The organism is Nitratireductor luteus (genome assembly GCF_026162365.1).
In the GTDB taxonomy this organism is placed as follows: Bacteria; Pseudomonadota; Alphaproteobacteria; order Rhizobiales; family Rhizobiaceae; genus Chelativorans; species Chelativorans luteus.
Window position 1 is genome coordinate 18,694 of the sequence record NZ_JAOANW010000003.1, and the last position, 16,206, is coordinate 34,899.

Annotated in this window: 12 protein-coding genes and 1 tRNA gene; 5 read left to right on the forward strand and 8 right to left on the reverse strand. The window is 63.8% G+C overall.

From position 1 onward, the window contains the following. Nucleotides 1-34: 34 nt before the first annotated feature. The 5 genes from N1058_RS04900 to N1058_RS04920 all read right to left on the reverse strand — a co-directional run bounded on the left by N1058_RS04900 (nt 35) and on the right by N1058_RS04920 (nt 6,154). Entirely contained in the window at nt 35-1,672 is a 1,638-nt protein-coding gene (locus N1058_RS04900) for an ABC transporter ATP-binding protein (RefSeq protein ID WP_265516390.1), read from the reverse strand. Nucleotide 1,673: 1 nt separating this feature from the next. Beyond that, complete coding sequence (locus N1058_RS04905; protein ID WP_265516391.1) at nt 1,674-2,813, reverse strand: ABC transporter permease; 1,140 nt, start codon at nt 2,811-2,813, stop codon at nt 1,674-1,676. Beyond that, complete coding sequence (gene oppB, locus N1058_RS04910) at nt 2,806-3,729, reverse strand: oligopeptide ABC transporter permease OppB (protein WP_265516392.1); 924 nt, start codon at nt 3,727-3,729, stop codon at nt 2,806-2,808. The genes N1058_RS04905 and oppB overlap by 8 nt, the downstream gene beginning before the upstream one ends. 195 nt (nt 3,730-3,924) lie before the next feature. Beyond that, nucleotides 3,925-5,511: a peptide ABC transporter substrate-binding protein gene (locus tag N1058_RS04915; RefSeq protein ID WP_265516446.1), complete on the reverse strand. Its 1,587-nt coding sequence runs from the start codon at nt 5,509-5,511 to the stop codon at nt 3,925-3,927. Nucleotides 5,512-6,078: 567 nt separating this feature from the next. Further along, nucleotides 6,079-6,154: transfer RNA gene (locus tag N1058_RS04920), tRNA-Thr, on the reverse strand. A 222-nt stretch (nt 6,155-6,376) separates the two neighbouring features. On the opposite strand from N1058_RS04920, the gene N1058_RS04925 reads away from it, so the two are divergent. From N1058_RS04925 to N1058_RS04935, 3 genes are all read left to right on the forward strand, one after another. Beyond that, nucleotides 6,377-6,862: a (2Fe-2S)-binding protein gene (locus N1058_RS04925; RefSeq protein ID WP_265516393.1), complete on the forward strand. Its 486-nt coding sequence runs from the start codon at nt 6,377-6,379 to the stop codon at nt 6,860-6,862. A 141-nt stretch (nt 6,863-7,003) separates the two neighbouring features. Then, entirely contained in the window at nt 7,004-9,343 is a 2,340-nt protein-coding gene (locus tag N1058_RS04930; RefSeq protein ID WP_265516394.1) for a xanthine dehydrogenase family protein molybdopterin-binding subunit, read from the forward strand. Between the two features lie 11 nt (nt 9,344-9,354). After that, entirely contained in the window at nt 9,355-10,155 is an 801-nt protein-coding gene (locus N1058_RS04935) for an FAD binding domain-containing protein (protein ID WP_265516395.1), read from the forward strand. Between the two features lie 6 nt (nt 10,156-10,161). Here N1058_RS04935 and dgcN read toward each other — a convergent pair whose 3' ends face one another. Then, a complete protein-coding gene (gene dgcN, locus N1058_RS04940; protein ID WP_265516396.1) occupies nt 10,162-11,160 on the reverse strand; it encodes an N-acetyltransferase DgcN in 999 nt (332 codons plus the stop codon). Between the two features lie 171 nt (nt 11,161-11,331). Between dgcN and N1058_RS04945 the strand changes: the two genes are divergently transcribed. After that, on the forward strand, nt 11,332-12,369 hold the full coding sequence (locus N1058_RS04945; protein ID WP_265516397.1) for a hypothetical protein: 1,038 nt from the start codon (nt 11,332-11,334) through the stop codon (nt 12,367-12,369). On the opposite strand, the gene N1058_RS04950 is transcribed toward N1058_RS04945, so the two are convergent. Both N1058_RS04950 and N1058_RS04955 read right to left on the reverse strand, forming a co-directional pair. Further along, a complete protein-coding gene (locus tag N1058_RS04950) occupies nt 12,347-13,966 on the reverse strand; it encodes a cisplatin damage response ATP-dependent DNA ligase (protein WP_265516398.1) in 1,620 nt (539 codons plus the stop codon). The two genes, N1058_RS04945 and N1058_RS04950, sit on opposite strands and share 23 nt — an antisense overlap. Continuing rightward, nucleotides 13,966-14,976, reverse strand: a complete 1,011-nt coding sequence (locus tag N1058_RS04955; protein WP_265516447.1) for a ligase-associated DNA damage response exonuclease — start codon at nt 14,974-14,976, stop codon at nt 13,966-13,968. The genes N1058_RS04950 and N1058_RS04955 overlap by 1 nt, the downstream gene beginning before the upstream one ends. A gap of 203 nt (nt 14,977-15,179) precedes the next feature. Between N1058_RS04955 and N1058_RS04960 the strand changes: the two genes are divergently transcribed. After that, nucleotides 15,180-16,160: a class I SAM-dependent methyltransferase gene (locus N1058_RS04960; RefSeq protein ID WP_265516399.1), complete on the forward strand. Its 981-nt coding sequence runs from the start codon at nt 15,180-15,182 to the stop codon at nt 16,158-16,160. Nucleotides 16,161-16,206 lie beyond the last annotated feature (46 nt).

The following is a 16,206-nucleotide window of genomic DNA, read 5'->3' on the forward strand; positions in this document are numbered from 1 at the left end:
CGTCCTCCCGGGCCTTTGAAAATATTGCGGAATATCAGGCGCGTATCGACGCCTGGCGCTCCAGAACGGTCTTGAGATCAAAGGCCGCTTCCATCAGATCCCTTGTGTAGGCGCTGCCGGGGCTGTCGAATACGACATCGGTGGGGCCTTCTTCCACCACCTGACCGGTCTTCATCACGATGGTATAATCGGCCAGCGCCTTCACCACCGCCAGATCGTGACTGATGAAAATGAAGGACAGGCCATGGCGTTCCTGTATGTCGCGCAACAGCGTGATGATCTGCTTCTGGACCGATCTGTCGAGCGCCGACGTCGGCTCGTCGAGGACGATGACGGTGGGCTTCAGGATGACCGCGCGGGCGATGGCGATGCGCTGGCGCTGTCCTCCCGAAAACTCGTGCGGGAAGCGGTTGCGCGTCGCCGGATCGAGGCCGACTTCCTCCAGCGATTTGACCGCCGCTCTCTCGCGCTCCTTCTGGCTCATCCGGGGCTCGTGGACGAGCAGCCCTTCGGTAATGATCTCGCCCACCGTCATGCGTGGGCTCAAGCTGCCGTAGGGGTCCTGGAACACCATCTGCAGATTGCGCCGATAGGGGCGCATTGCCGCCCGGTCAAAGCCATGGATCGGCGTTCCCTGATAGACGACACGGCCTTCCGAGGGCAGCAATTGCAGTATGGCGCGCCCCAGCGTCGATTTGCCGGAGCCCGACTCGCCGACGATGCCGATGGTCTGGCCCTTGCGCAGGGTCAGGCTGACTTCCCGCACGGCCTTCAGCTCGAAGCCGCTTGAGAAGAACCCACCCTTGTGCCCGAAGGTGACGGAGAGGTTAATGGCGTCGAGCAGGATCGGCGCGCTGTCCGGCACCGGCGGCTTGTGCCCCTCCGGCTCGGCCGCCAGCAGCATCTTCGTGTAGTCCTCTGCCGGCCGCTGGAAAATGTCCTCGGTGGCGCCTTCCTCGACCACCACCCCCTGCCGCATGACATAGACACGGTCCGCGAATGCCTCGACGATGGTCAGATCGTGGGTGATGAACAAGATCGCCATGCCCAGCTTCTGCTGGAGTTCGGCGAGCAGTCCCAGGATTTCGGCCTGGATCGTGACGTCGAGCGCCGTTGTCGGCTCGTCGGCGATCAGGAGATCGGGATCGTTGGCGAGCGCCATGGCGATCATCACGCGCTGCCTCTGTCCGCCTGAAAGCTCATGCGGATAGGATTTCAGCCGCCGTTCGGGATCGGGGATGTGCACCAGCTTCAGCAATTCCAGCGCCCGCTTGCGTGCCGCGCCGGCCGACATGCCGCCATGAACGCGCAAGGGCTCCGAGATCTGCCGCCCGATCGTGTAGAGGGGGTCGAGCGAAGTCATAGGCTCCTGGAAAATCATGGTGATCTTGGCGCCGCGAATGCGGTTCAGCTTCCGCCGCGGCAGTCCGATCAGTTCCTGGCCGCGATAGGTGACGGAGCCGGTTGCCCGGCCGTTGGAAGCGAGCAGCCCCATGGCCGCCATCATGACCTGGCTCTTGCCCGAGCCGGATTCGCCCACCACGGCCACCGTCTCGCCGGCGCCCACCTGCATGTCGATCCCGCGGACCGCTTCCACCGCGCCGTCGGGCGTGTCGAAGGAGACCCGGATGTCGCGGATATCGAAGATCGTTTCGGCTTTGTCGTTCTTCATCTCAGCGGTCCTTCGGATCGAGAGCGTCGCGTAGCCCATCGCCAAGGAAGTTGAGCGCGAACAGGAGGGCGGTCAGCGCCAGCGACGGGTAAAGCAGCATATAGGGGGCGCCGCGCATGTTCTTGGCGCCTTCAGAGATCAGCACGCCAAGGCTGGTCAAGGGTTCCTGCACGCCCAGCCCCAGGAAGGACAGGAAGCTCTCGAGCAGGATCACCTTGGGGATGAGCAGCGTCATGTAGACAATGACCGGCCCCAGCGTGTTGGGGATGATGTGGCGGCGCAGGATGCCTGCCGAACTGACGCCCAGCGCCTCGGCCGCCTGCACGAATTCGCGCCGGCGCAGGGAGATCGTCTGCCCCCGCACGATGCGCGCCATGTCCAGCCACTCCACCGCGCCGACGGCGATGAACATGAGAACGATGTTGCGGCCGAAGAACACCACCAGAAGGATCGCGAAGAATGTGAAGGGCAGCGAGTAGAGGATGTCGACCACCCGCATCATGAGGCTGTCGACGCGCCCGCCCAGAAAGCCGGCGGTGGCGCCGTAGAGGACGCCGATGAGGAGCGCCACGCCGGTGGCGAGCGCCCCGATCATCAGCGATATGCGGATCGAGATCAGGATGCGCGAGAAAAGGTCTCGTCCATTGGCGTCGGTGCCGAAGATGAAACGGTAGCGTTCCACATGGGCCTCGATCGAAACGGCTCTGCCGTCGGCGCGCTCGCCGACGATGCGCGCGTTCGAGAACAGATCGGAACGGTCGAGATAGCGCGTGACGCGCGGATCGATTTCTTTGTCGGACGACGCCTCGACGCGCAGCGTGGCACCGTCAAGCTGGATGGTGTCGACATCCAGCCGTGCCCGCTTCATCAGCGTCTCGGCTGCCGGCAGGATCTCGTCTGTCCGCGGATAGGCTTCCAGGCTCGCCGGCACCTTCACGAAATTGGGATAGACCTTGGAATAGTCGTGCGGCGAAAGCGCCGGACCAAAGATGCCTGCGAAGGCGAAAACGATCAAAAGGACGAGGCTCGCCATCGCCGCCTTGTTGCGACGCAGCCTGATGAGCGCGGTCACCCAGAGCGAACGGCCTGCGGATGCCTTGTCGGCGGCGGCTTCGGGCGTGTTGGTTGCAATATCAGTCATAGCGCACCCTCGGGTCCAGCACCGCGTAGAGAAGATCGACGATCAGGTTGAAGACCACCACGAACACCGCGATGATGATGACCGTGCCCATGACCAGCGTGTAGTCGCGGTTGAGCGCTCCCTGCACGAAGTAGCGGCCGATGCCGGGCAGGCCGAAGATCGTTTCCACGACGACGGAGCCCGTCAAAAGCGCCGCCGCCGCCGGCCCCAGATAAGAGACCACGGGAAGGCAGGCCGCGCGCAGCGCGTGAACGACGACGACCATGCGCGAAGGCAGGCCATAGGCGCGCGCCGTGCGCACATGGTCGGAGCGCAGCGCCTCGATCATCGAGCCGCGTATGAGGCGGGCGACGATGGCGATCTGCGGCAGCGCCAGAGTGAGCACCGGCAGGACCATGTTCGCCGGGCTGCCATTGCCCCAGCCGCCGGCGGGCAACATGGAAAGCCACACACCGAATATCAGCGACAGAAGCGGCGCCACCACGAAATTGGGAACCGTGATGCCGAAGGTGGCGACCGCTATGACGCCGTAGTCGATCCACGAATTCTGCCGCAGCGCGGCGATGCAGCCCAGCACCGAGCCGAAGAAAAGCGCGACCAGCAGCGCCGTTCCGCCAAGTTGTATGGAGATGGGCAGGCCGCTGCCCAGAAGCTCCTGAACCGAAAAATCGCGGTAGATGAAACTCGGCCCCAGATCCCCGCGCAGGAGATTGCCGAGATACCGCAGATATTGCTCCCAAAGGGGCTTGTCGAGGTGGAACACCTTGTTGATGTTTTCCAGGACCTTGGCTTCCAGCGCCCGCTCGCGGTCGAAAGGACCACCCGGCGCGACGCGCATGAGGAAGAAGGACGCGGTGACAACGAAAAACAAAGTGGGGATCGCGCCCAGGAGGCGACGCAACACATAGCCAAACATTGGCATGCTCTCATATTCGCAGGGCCCCGGAGCGGGCCTTAAAACAATTCCCGAAAAAGCGGAACCGGATTTTCCTCCGGAATTGCGCGATACACAGGATATAGGTAACCGGTGCCGGGAAGCGACTTCCGGCGTCAAGGCAACCGCTTTCCGCCTTGAATGACGGAAAGCGGTGCTCCGGGATAACCTGTTTGCCTACTCGGATATGCTCATGAAGCGGGTGGCGTGCACGTTCTGGATATTGTCTTCCCAGCCCTGCAGCTTGTCGGAGACGAGCGAGAGGGACGAATAGAAGAGCAACGGGATGAATGGCGTATCCCGCAAGAACATCCTCTCCGCCTCGGCCAGGATTTCAGCCCGCTTTTCGAGATCGGTCTCGGCCGCGGCCTTGTCCATCAGCGCATCATATTCGGGGTTCTTGTACTTGGCGTAGTTGAAGCCCGTGTTGTCGCTTTCGACGAGGAAGAGGAAGTTCTGCGGGTCGGAATAGTCCCCGATCCAGCCGGCGCGGGCGACCTGATAGTCGTCGCTGTCGCGCAGATGGGCATAGTGGGCGGAGCCGTCGCGCACGTTGAAGGTGACCTTGACGCCGAGCGGGCTCCACATATCGGCGATCGCCGTTGCCGTATTCTTGTGGTTCTCCGACGCGTTATAGGAAAGCTCCAGCTCGAGCGGCTTATCGGGGCCGTAGCCGGCCTCCGTCATCAGCTCGATCGCCCTGTCCTCGCGGTCGATCAGCGATTCCTCCGCCCACTCATATTGCGGCGGATTGTCGATATAGTTGCCGATGCCGGGCGGCACCTGCGAATAGGCGGGCAGCATCGCTCCCGACCAGATCTCCTCGCCGATGAACTCGCGGTCGATGGCCATGGACAGAGCCTGGCGCACGCGCGCATCGCTCAACGCTTCGTTCTGCGTGTTGAGGGCATAGTAGTAGGTGCCGAGATAAGGCGGCGTACGCACCTGGTCGCCGAGACGGTCCCTGATGGATTTGAGCTGCTCGGCCGGCAGATCGGAGCAGCTGTGCACTTCGCCAGCCTCGAAGCGACGCACGCAAGAGGCGCGGTCCTCGAAGGGGATCCATTCGATGCGATCGATGCTGACCGTGTCGGCCTCGCGGAAATTCTCGTTCTTCTCCATCACGATCTTGTCGTTGGGCGTGATGGACACCAGCGTATAGGCGCCGTTGGTGACGATGTTCTCCGGCTTTACGAAATCGGAGCCATGCTCCTCGACGCTCGCCTTGTTGAGCGGCAGGCCGGTCTGGTGGGTGAGAAGCTCGAGGAAATAGGGGGTGGGCTGTTCGAGCGTGATCTCCAGCGTCTTGTCATCGACGGCCTTGACGCCAAGTTCGCCGGGTTCGAGCTCGCCCTTGTTGATCTTCTCGGCATTCTTGATGGGATAAAGAATGGTCGCGTATTTCGCGCCCGTCTCCGGGTTCTGTATGCGCTGGAAGGAGAACACGAAATCTTCCGCCGTCACCGGATCGCCGTTCGACCATGTGGCGTCAGCGCGCAGCTTGAAGGTGTAGACTGTTCCGTCGTCGGAGACCTGCCAGCTTTCCGCTACGCCCGGGATGACGTTGGCTTCGGGATCGTAGATCACCAACCCCTCGTAGAGGTCGCGGAGAAGATGCGCTTCCGAAATCGTCGACGTCTTGTGCTGATCCAGCGTCTCCGGATCGCTGTCATTGCCGCGCACATAGGTCACGGCCGACGCCGCACTCGCGCTTGCCATGAAGGCTGCGCCTGCAAGCAGCCCTCGCATCATCGTCTTCATCATCATGCTCGTTACTCCCATCACCCGCTTTTGCGGCTTGTTGTTGATTGGCCCGGGAAGGCGCCTTCCCCTGCCGCGCACTTATGTCCGGCGATGCAAAAACGCGCCATGCGCGCTCGGCGTGCAACGGACTGGGTGGCTTTGGCGGGATAAGGGGCCGATCTTGCGCCGTTCGGTGCTGGAAGGGCTGGCCATCAAGCCGAAGGACGAACGAGATGCAAACGGCATTTCCCTGCCTCCCCGCCGGTGTGGAACCGGTCAGACTTCCAGCACGGCCGCCGGCTGGCGACCGTGAACAAACGCGCACCCGAGCCGGGTCGAGGCCCGATTAGGCATGGAAATGACGTAAGCGTCAAACGGATTCAGTGGGCCACGCAAAACCGCAACAAGAGGTCATGCGGCGGTCATGGAATGCAATATTATTGCACCTCGGACCTGATCATCTGCGCTATATTGCGGACGCTGGTGTATAATTGTCGCATGCACCTATAACGTGCATGGCCGCCGAGCCGTCACGGTAACCGGCACACCGCCGGCATTTGAATGCTTCTGCGAAATCCTGAGGGGAAATGGTGCCGCTTAGGTGACTCGAACACCTGACCCCATCATTACGAATGATGTGCTCTACCAACTGAGCTAAAGCGGCGCGCGCGAGGGCCGGATGGGCCAGCATCGATTGCGTGCGCGCCTGATACAGGCATCGCGCGGCAAGATCAAGGCCGAACATCCCGTGCTCCGTCCAAATCCTGCGCGGGGCAAAGTTCGGCGAAATGGCAATGGACTCTATGTCTTCCTGCGTTAATCTGTCTGCAAGCCGTCTCGCCGGGCGGGACGTATTTTGTCTAGGCACACCCTTGGAGGAGGACCCATGGCAGATGTAACGATGACGGTGAACGGCCGTAAGATATCCGGCACGGTGGAAGACAGAACCCTGTTGGTTCATTTCCTGCGTGAAAACGAGGGGCTGACCGGCACCCATGTGGGGTGCGATACTTCCCAGTGCGGTGCCTGCGTGGTGCATGTGGACGGCATGGCGGTGAAATCCTGCACCATGCTTGCCGCACAGGCATCCGGTTCCGAAGTGCTCACCATCGAGGGGCTCGCCGACGGTGCGGAACTGCATCCGGTTCAGGCGGCGTTCAAGGAGCATCACGGCCTCCAGTGCGGCTTCTGCACGCCAGGCATGATCATGGCCGCCGCCGATATGATCCGGCGCCATCCCGAAGGCCTTGACGAGAAGACAGTGCGTGCGGAGCTCGAGGGCAACATCTGCCGCTGCACGGGCTACCATAACATCGTCAAGGCCATTCTTGCCGCATCGGAAGCGATGGGCGGCAAGGCGAAGGCTGCCTGAAGAACAAGGATGAATAGTGAAATGATGAATGGTGAATAGCGGCATGCCGGGAATGCCCGCAGTCTCGTTATAGGGGCCGGCCTGCACCGGTAGCTGTTTCGACCATTCACGATCCACTGGAATTCGGGAGGAATTTCAATCATGGGTATCGAAGGCATCGGCGCGCGGGTGGCGCGCAAGGAAGACAAGCGCTTCATCACGGGTCTCGGCCGATATGTGGACGACATGACCGTGCCGGGCATGAAGCACGCTGCGTTCGTGCGCAGCCCCCACGCACATGCAAATATCCGATCCATCAATGTCGACGCCGCGAGCGACATGCCGGGCGTGATCGGCGTACTGACCGGCAGAGAGTTGCAGGCCGACGGCATAGGCAACCTCATCTGCGGCTGGATGGTCCACTCCAAGGATGGCAGCCCCATGAAGATGGGCGCCTGGTCGGCGCTGGCCACCGAGAAGGTGCGCTATGTCGGGGATGCCGTCGCCATCGTCGTGGCCGACACCAAGGGCCAGGCACGCGACGCGGCCGAAGCGGTCGAGATCGATTATGAGGAGCTTCCGGCAATTACCGATGCCGTCAAGGCGCTGGACGAAAATGCCCCGCAGCTTCACCCGGAAGCCGAAGGCAACTTGATCTACGACTGGGAGATCGGCGACAGCGCCGCCACCGACAGCGCGCTTGCCGACGCCGCCCACGTCACGCGCATGAAGATCGTCAACAACCGCCTGATACCCAACGCCATGGAGCCGCGCGCCGCCCTTGGCCATTACGACAAGGCGGAGGATCACTACACCTGCTGGACGACCAGCCAGAACCCGCATGTCGCCCGACTGGTGATGAGCGCGTTCTACAACGTGGCGCCCGAGAACAAGCTGCGGGTGATCGCGCCGGATGTCGGCGGCGGCTTCGGCTCAAAGATATTCATCTACCCCGAGGAGATCGTCTGCCTGTGGGCGTCCAAACGCACCGGCGTGCCGGTCAAATGGGTGGCCGACCGCACCGAGAGCTTCCTCACCGATGCGCATGGCCGCGACCATGTGACGGAGGTCCAGATGGCTTTCGGCGCCGACAACAGGATCACCGGCCTGAAGGTCGACACGATCGCCAATTTCGGCGCCTACATGTCGCTCTTCTCCTCGTCGGTGCCGACCTATCTCTATGCCACGCTGCTGTCGGGCCAGTACGACATTCCCGCGATCCACGCCAATGTGCGCGGGGTCTATACGAACACCGCCCCCGTCGACGCCTATCGCGGCGCCGGGCGGCCCGAGGCCACCTATGTGGTCGAGCGTACGGTGGAGACGGCGGCGCGGGAGCTTGGCATCTCGCCGGCAGAGCTGCGCCGCAAGAACTTCATTCGCGAATTCCCCCATCAGACGCCGGTGATCATGAACTATGACGCCGGCGACTACGACGCTTCGCTGGAGGCGGCCATGCGCGAGGCCGATTACGACGGCTTTGCCGCCCGCCGGGCGGAGGCCGAGAAGCGGGGCAGGAAACGCGGCATCGGCATGAGCTGCTATATCGAGGCCTGCGGCATTGCGCCGTCGGCCGCCGTGGGTTCGCTGGGCGCGGGCGTCGGCCTTTGGGAATCGGCCGAAGTACGGGTAAACGCGGCCGGCACCATCGAAGTACTTACGGGGTCGCACAGCCATGGCCAGGGCCACGAGACGACATTCTCGCAACTGGTGGCTCACCGTTTCGGCGTGCCGATCGAGCAGGTTTCCATCGTTCATGGCGACACCGACAAGGTGCAGATGGGAATGGGCACCTACGGCTCGCGCTCGGGCGCGGTTGGCATGTCGGCCATTGCCAAGGCGCTCGACAAAGTGGAGGCCAAGGCCAAGAAGATCGCCGCGCATCTCTTGGAGGCGGACGAAAGCGACATCGTGATCGAGAACGGCGAGGCCAAGGTGGCTGGCACCGACAAGACGGTTCCCTGGTTTCAGGTGGCGCTCGCCGCCTATACTGCGCACAATTTGCCGGAGGGCATGGAGCCGGGGCTGAAGGAGGGAGCGTTCTATGACCCGACCAATTTCACCTTCCCCGCCGGCTGCTACATCTGCGAGGTCGAGGTCGATCCCGAAACGGGTCACACCGACATCGTGCAATTCGTGGCGGCGGACGATTTCGGCAACATTGTCAATCCGATGATCGTCGAGGGCCAAGTGCATGGCGGACTCGCACAGGGCATCGGCCAAGCGCTGCTGGAGGGCTGCCATTACGACCCGGCCACCGGCCAGCTTATCACGGCCTCCTACATGGATTACACCATGCCGCGCGCGGCCGACCTGCCGTCCTTCCGTGTGTCGACCACCAACACGCCTTGCCCCGGAAATCCGCTCGGGATCAAGGGCTGCGGCGAGGCCGGCGCGATAGGCTCGCCTCCGGCGCTCATCAACGCCATCACCGACGCTATTGGAAACAACGACCTGACCATGCCCGCCACGCCCCAGAGGGTGTGGGCGGCGATGCAGTGAGGAGAACATAAATGTACAACACGACCTATCGCCGCGCCTCCTCCATCGATGAGGCGGTCAAGCTTCTCTCCGATGCGGAAGACGGCAAGTTCGTTGCCGGAGGGCAGACGCTCATCCCGACCATGAAGGCCCGGCTCGCCGCGCCCAGCGACCTTATCGACCTGCGCCATATCGCCGACCTGAAGGGCGTCACGGTTGCCGGTGACAGGGTGAAAATCGGCGCGGGCACGACCCATGCCGAGGTCGCATCCAATGCAGCTCTCGCCAAGGCCTGCCCGGCATTGTGCCACATGGCCAGCCATATCGGCGACCCGCATGTCCGCCACATGGGCACGCTCGGCGGCTCCGTCGCCAACAACGACCCCGCTGCGGATTATCCCGCAGCGCTTCTGGCATTGTCGGCGACCGTCCACACCAGCAAGCGCGAGATTCCGGCCGATGATTTCTTCACTGGCCTGTTCGAGACGGCACTGGCGGAAGACGAGATCGTCACCGCTGTCTCCTTTAGCCTGCCGGAGAAGGCCGGCTATGCGAAATTCCCCAATCCCGCATCCCGTTACGCACTTACCGGCGTGTTCGTGGCCAAGCGTCCGGATAGCGTCCGCGTCGCCGTTACCGGAGCGGGGGAGGAAGGCGTCTTTCGCGCCGGCGAATTGGAAACCGCGCTCGCATCGTCCTTCGACGCCGCCGCGCTGGATGGCGCAAAAGTTTCGGCCGACAAGCTGATGTCGGACATCCACGCCTCGGCGGAATATCGCGCCAACCTGGTGGTTGTCATGGCGAAAAGGGCGGTCCAGGCGGCGCTTGCGTAGCGGCGCTCAGGCGTCCAGCGCTTCCACCAGCCGCCTCGCGCCCTGGCGGAACGGATCGACGGTGGGAAGTCCCATCCGCGTTTCGATCGCTTGCAGGCACGACTGCGCTTCGTCTTCGGAGAACGCCGCTGTGTTGACGGAGACGCCGGTCACCTTCACATCCGGATTGACGATCCGGGCGGTGGTGAGCGCGAGGTCGCGCAATTCCTCGAGGCTCGGCAGGCCGTAATGCGGCAGGCCGCGCATATGGGTGCGGGTCGGCTCGTGGCATAGAACCAGCGCGTCGGGCTGCCCGCCATGGATCAGGGCCAGCGTGACGCCGGAGAAGGAGGGGTGGAACAGGCTGCCCTGGCCTTCGATCAGGTCCCAGTGGTCGGGCTCGTTTTCGGGCGACAGCCATTCGATGCTGCCGGCCATGAAATCGGCTACCACAGCGTCGAGCGGCACACCCGATCCGGTGATCAAGATGCCGGTCTGGCCGGTGGCGCGGAAACTGGCCTTCATGCCGGCCTCGTGCATCGCCTTTTCCATGGCCAGAGCGGTGTACATCTTGCCGACCGAGCAGTCGGTGCCGACAGCCAGGCAGCGCTTGCCGGCCCGGCGTTTCCCGTCGGCGATTGGATAGTCGTGCTGGGGCACACGCACATCGAAGAGCTCCGTGCCGTTGCGCTTCGCCGCCGCCACCAGGTCGGGCAGGGAGGTGAGCCTGTTGTGGAGGCCCGAGGCTATGTCCATGCCGGCTTCTGCGGCTTCGACCAGTGTCGCCAGCCATTTTTGCGAGATGACGCCGCCCCGGTTCGCCGCGCCCACCACCAATGTCTGCGCCCCCTCGGCGCGGGCCTCGGCCACGCTCAGGTCGGCCAGGCCCAGATCGGCCTTGCAGCCCTCGAGCCGAAGCTGGCCGAGGCAATGTTCGGGCCGCCAGTCCTTGATGCCCTGCGCCACTTTCGCCGCAAGCGGGTCGGGCGCATCGCCGAGGAACAGGAGGTAGGGCGTTTTCAGCATGGTCGAGCTCCGTGAAATGCATTTTATAGCTGCGGGCAGAGCGCGCTACTGTCAAGAAGGCCCCTATTGGTCCAGATGGCCGACGCAGCTTTTCGTGTGCGATCGTTCAGCATGATTGATTGAACGGGCTCATAGGGTTAACGATGATAGCGGGAAACTGGGGGAACGCGCTTGGAAGCGGTCAGGACGGCAATCAGAAAGGCCTTCGAAAAGGGCGATCCCGGCGATCGCGTCTTCCGGGAGAAGGTCTATCGGCAGGTTTTCGCTGCGTTCGAGCGGTCGCTCGCCGCACGTCCCGACATTTCCGCCGAGGATATGCGACTGCGCCGCGACCGGCTGAAATCGGTCATCACCGAGGTAGAGAGCGAGTTCGTCCCGGCACGTGAGCCGCAGGCGCCCGCTGCACCACCGCCATATGCGACCGAAGCTACCTTTCCCCCGCAGCAGGAGACACGGGGCGCGTTTCCGCGTGTCGCGCGCGATGACAGGCTCTCGGAGGCAGACGACATCGCGCCGGAACCAGCCTATGACGAGCGCACGCCCATGGCCGGACCTGTGCCGCGCCGCCGCTCTTTCGCCATGCTGTTTCTCATCGCGACGCTGGTCGCCGCCATCGGGATTGGCGCCTGGTGGACCATCGACAGCGGTATTCTGATGACCGCGAGCGAACGCGACACCTCTGTTCGCAACCCGCCGGCCAATACGGAGGAAGAATCCTTCGATCCTGGCGGCTCCGCGCCGGCGCGGCCCGCGCTTGGTGCGGCCGAGCCCACCGGCGACTGGGTCACCGTATTCACGCCCAGCGACCCGACCACGGCAGCGGCCGCGGGCGGCGCGCGGGCCGAAGTCGTCGAGGGCGATCAGCAGGCGCTGCGGGTGAGCGCGCCCGGCGCGGATACCGCAGTCCTGTTCGACGTGGGGCAAGGTACCCTGGAGCGACTGGCAGGCCGCCGCGCCGTATTTAGCCTGACCGCGTCGGCCGAGGAAGGCCAGGAAACGCAGATTTCTATCTCCTGCAATTTCGGCGATCTCGGCGATTGCGGCCGCATCCGCTATGTGGTCGGCGCGGCGCCAGGCGAATATCTGTTCGAGACCGAGTTTCCCGATCGGCCGCCGGGCGCGGGGGGCACCATCGCCATCGTGCCAGATATAGAGGGCTTGGGACGCAGTCTCGACATCTATTCGATCAGGGTTTCGCCGGCCGGTTGAGCCGCTTCTCGTCGAGCATGTCCTCCAGTGCTTCCAGCCGGTCGGCTTCGTGGGCGGGCTTGTCCCAGCGTAGCCTTGAGATGCGGGGGAACCGCATGGCAACGCCTGATTTGTGCCTCGTAGAGCGGTTCAGCCCCTCGAAGGCGACTTCCAGAACCAGCCCATGGTCTCGATCGGCGCGGACGGAGCGCACCGGCCCGAAACGCTCGATGGTATTGTCGCGCACATACTTGTCGATCTGCTTCAGCTCCTCGTCCGTGAAGCCGAAATAGGCCTTGCCGACCGGCACCAGGGATGGGTCGTCGAGCGGCCCGGTCCAGACGCCGAACGTATAGTCGGAGTAGAAGCTGGAGCGCTTGCCATGGCCGCGCTGCGCATACATCAACACGGCATCGACGGTGAATGGATCGCGTTTCCATTTGAACCACGGCCCCTTCGGCCGGCCCGGCAGATAGGCGCTGTCCTTCCGTTTCAGCATCACCCCCTCGATCACCGGATGAGGCGGATTGCGACGCTTTTCGTCCAACTCGTCCCAACTATCGAATGGAACTTCCGGCGACAGGTCGAAACGGTCGGAGGGCAGGCCGGCGACAAGCGCGGCCAGCGCGGCCCGGCGTTCGGGATAGGCAAGACCGCGCAGGTCCCGCGTGCCCAGTGTCAGGAGGTCGTAGCAGCGCAGGAAAACCGGATATTGCGACAGCATCCTGGCCGAGACCGTCTTGCGGTTGAGCCTCTGCTGCAGATCGGAAAAGGTGTCCGTGCGCTCGCGCGGGTCGCCCACCAGCAATTCCCCGTCGATCGACGCTTCAAAGCTCATGGCCTCGACCAGATCGGGAAACGCGGCGGAAATGTCGTCGCCCGTGCGCGAATAGAGCCTGCGCATATCGGCCTCGGCACTTGCCTGCACACGGATGCCGTCCCACTTCCACTCGGCCGCATAGCGGGCTGGGTCCAGCGCCCGGTCGGCCTGCGAAAAGGCATGCGCCAGCATGACCGGACGAAACGGCGCTAGGGCGGCGTTCTCCGGCTTCTGCCCACGCCCCTCCAGCCAGGCGAACAGTTCCTCGTAAGGCGGCTTCAGCCCGTGCCATAGCTCTTCGATCTCGCCTACCGCGACGCCGCCGAACTGCGCCAGGGCCTGCTTGGCAAGCCGCGCCGATACGCCGATGCGCAAGCCACCGGTGGCCAGCTTGATGGCCGCGAAACGGCCGGAGGGATCGAGACGATCCAGGAGATCCGCCATCAGCGTGGGCGCATCCGAACGGCTGGCGGTGCTGAGACGCGCCACGACTTCGTGCAAGGATGGAGCAGCATTCCCGCCGGATTTCGCCGGCCAGATCAGCGAGACGGTTTCGGCAAGGTCCCCGACATAGTCGTAGGAATAGGCGAACAGAACCTCGTCGACACGCTCGGCCACGAGCCCGCGGAGCATGGCCGGCTTGACGGCTGGAAAGTCCAGCCCGCCGGTTATTCCCGCCAGCCCATAGCCGCGATCGGGATCCGGCGTATCGGCGAAATAGTCAGTTAAAAGCCTAAGTTTTCCGTTGCGCGACGGCGTGAGCACCAGACGGTCCAGAAGTTCGGCGAAGGCCTGCATCACTCAGCCTCGTCTTCGTAGCCGGCCAGGTGCAGCGGCCGGGCGGCAATGCCGTTAAGCTCGCACCAACGCACCAGCGCCTCCTCACGGCCATGGGTCACCCAGACCTCTTCCGCCCCGGTATCGACGATGGTCCGGGTCAACTCGGTCCAGTCGGCATGGTCGGAGATGATGAGCGCGAGCTCGACGCCATGCTGTCTTGCGCGCTGGCGAATGCGCATCCAGCCCGAGGCGAACACGGCCAGCGGGTCGGCGAAGCGGCGCGACCAGCGATCGGAGATCGCCGACGGCGGTGCAATCACGATGGGGCTTGCCCGTGGCGCGGCAGCGCCGTCGCCGGTGGTCGCCGGTTCGAGGGGCCCCAGGTCGATCCCCCGCGCCTGGTAGTATTCGCAAAGCTTCTGCACGGCTCCGTGGATTGGGATGGGAGCGGAATATCCGCCCTCGCGCAGATGCGCGATCACGCGCTGCGCCTTGCCCAGCCCGTAAGCGCCGACGATATGCGTGCGTTCGGGAAACTGGTCATGCGACTTCAGGAGCCGCCCGATCTCGTCTGCCGCCGGCGGGTGAATGAAAACCGGCAGACCAAAGGTTGCCTCTGTGATGAAGACATCGCACCGGATCGGCTCGAAGGGCCGGCATGTCGGGTCGTGGCGGCGCTTGTAGTCGCCGGAGGCAACGATCCTCAGGCCGCCATGTTCCACGCATATCTGGGCTGAGCCAAGCACATGGCCTGCAGGATGGAAGGTCACTGCGACGCCGCCGAGCATTACGTGCTCGCCAAGCCGCGCTTCCTGCCGGCTGCCTGCGAAATCTGCGCCGTAGCGGATCGCCATGATATCCAGCGTTTCGCGCGTGGCCATCACCGCGCCGTGGCCGGCGCGGGCATGGTCCGCATGACCGTGGGTGACAAGGGCGCGCGCGACGGGCTGCACCGGATCGATGAAGAAATCGCCCTGCGGGCAATAGAGGCCTTCAGGCCGGGAATGGAGCAGGTCGCGCGGCTTCATGCGGGGCAAAGATAGGCATTTTCCCGGCCGAAGAAAGCAGCTTGCCTAAAACCCGCTTTGCGCGCATAAGCCGCCGTCCTTCAACACCAAGCAGGTTCCGGAAAATGCCCCGCGGTTTTTCCGGGCAAAACCTGCGACAAGCAAGGGAATCTACGCAAGCATTCCTTGGCAACTAACGAATGCTTGCTTAGCCGCCACGCCTCATGAACCCGCTCCGCTTCTCGTCCGGCAACCTGATAGCCGACCGCCGTGCCGGCTACGCCGAAATGCTTCTGGCCGCCGGCGACATCCGGGCGGCTGCCGAGCTGATGGCCGAGGCGGTCGCGCTCGTGCCGGGCTGGGTCGCGGGGCACTACCGGCTGGGTGAAATGCGGGCGGAAGCGGACGACATGGCTGGCGCCCACGATGCCTGGCGCGCGTGCCTGCGGCTGGACCCCGCCGACCGGTTGGGCGCAAGCCTCAAACTCGAACTCCACGGAGCGTTGAGCGGTTTGGACACCGCGCCGAGCGCCTTCGTGGAGACATTGTTCGACCAGTATGCCGAAACGTTCGATGAGGCACTGGTGGAGAAGCTGGCGTACCGGGTGCCGGAATTGCTCGAACAGGCCGTGCTGGCTGTGGTCACGGGCCCCATGCAATTCGCCCATGTCGTCGATCTCGGCTGCGGCACCGGACTCATGGGCGAGCGTCTGCGGCGTTCCGCGAGCTTCATTGAAGGCTTCGACCTCTCGGCCGAAATGCTGAGAAAGGCGGAAGCCAAGGGCCTCTACGACCGGCTCGGTCAGGCGGATTTGCAGACGCTGTCGTCACTCCCGCGTGAGACCGATCTCGTGACGGCGGCCGACGTCTTCATGTATCTGGGCGCGCTCGACCGTGTTATCGACATGGTTGCCGCGCATCTGTCTCCCGGCGCGCTGTTTGCCTTTTCGGTCGAAAAGCACGATGGCCCCGGCGACCTGCAGCTCCGCCCATCCCGCCGCTACGCGCACGCGCCAGCCTATATTGCACGGGTGATCGCGACAGCGGGCTTCGATCTCGTTTCTGAGGAAACCGCGGTGATTCGCATGGATCGCGGCGAACCCATCGAAGGCCTGATCGTCGTCGCGCGCAAGGCCATGGCGGCGGACGGCGCGGCGGAAGGGCTTCCACGAAGAGATGCGAAGGAAAGGCCGCCGGCGCACTGAGCGGGTTGCGCTTGTTTCGCGCGGTCCCCGTGCAGAAATCGCCTTG

Excerpts from the sequence above, each read along its gene's own strand:
- N1058_RS04900 (WP_265516390.1), bottom strand. The coding sequence starts at position 1,672 with ATGAAGAACGACAAAGCCGAAACGATCTTCGATATCCGCGACATCCGG.
- N1058_RS04905 (WP_265516391.1), bottom strand. The coding sequence starts at position 2,813 with ATGACTGATATTGCAACCAACACGCCCGAAGCCGCCGCCGACAAGGCA.
- oppB (WP_265516392.1), bottom strand. The coding sequence starts at position 3,729 with ATGTTTGGCTATGTGTTGCGTCGCCTCCTGGGCGCGATCCCCACTTTG.
- N1058_RS04915 (WP_265516446.1), bottom strand. The coding sequence starts at position 5,511 with ATGATGAAGACGATGATGCGAGGGCTGCTTGCAGGCGCAGCCTTCATG.
- N1058_RS04925 (WP_265516393.1), top strand. The coding sequence starts at position 6,377 with ATGGCAGATGTAACGATGACGGTGAACGGCCGTAAGATATCCGGCACG.
- N1058_RS04930 (WP_265516394.1), top strand. The coding sequence starts at position 7,004 with ATGGGTATCGAAGGCATCGGCGCGCGGGTGGCGCGCAAGGAAGACAAG.
- N1058_RS04935 (WP_265516395.1), top strand. The coding sequence starts at position 9,355 with ATGTACAACACGACCTATCGCCGCGCCTCCTCCATCGATGAGGCGGTC.
- dgcN (WP_265516396.1), bottom strand. The coding sequence starts at position 11,160 with ATGCTGAAAACGCCCTACCTCCTGTTCCTCGGCGATGCGCCCGACCCG.
- N1058_RS04950 (WP_265516398.1), bottom strand. The coding sequence starts at position 13,966 with ATGCAGGCCTTCGCCGAACTTCTGGACCGTCTGGTGCTCACGCCGTCG.
- N1058_RS04955 (WP_265516447.1), bottom strand. The coding sequence starts at position 14,976 with ATGAAGCCGCGCGACCTGCTCCATTCCCGGCCTGAAGGCCTCTATTGC.
- N1058_RS04960 (WP_265516399.1), top strand. The coding sequence starts at position 15,180 with ATGAACCCGCTCCGCTTCTCGTCCGGCAACCTGATAGCCGACCGCCGT.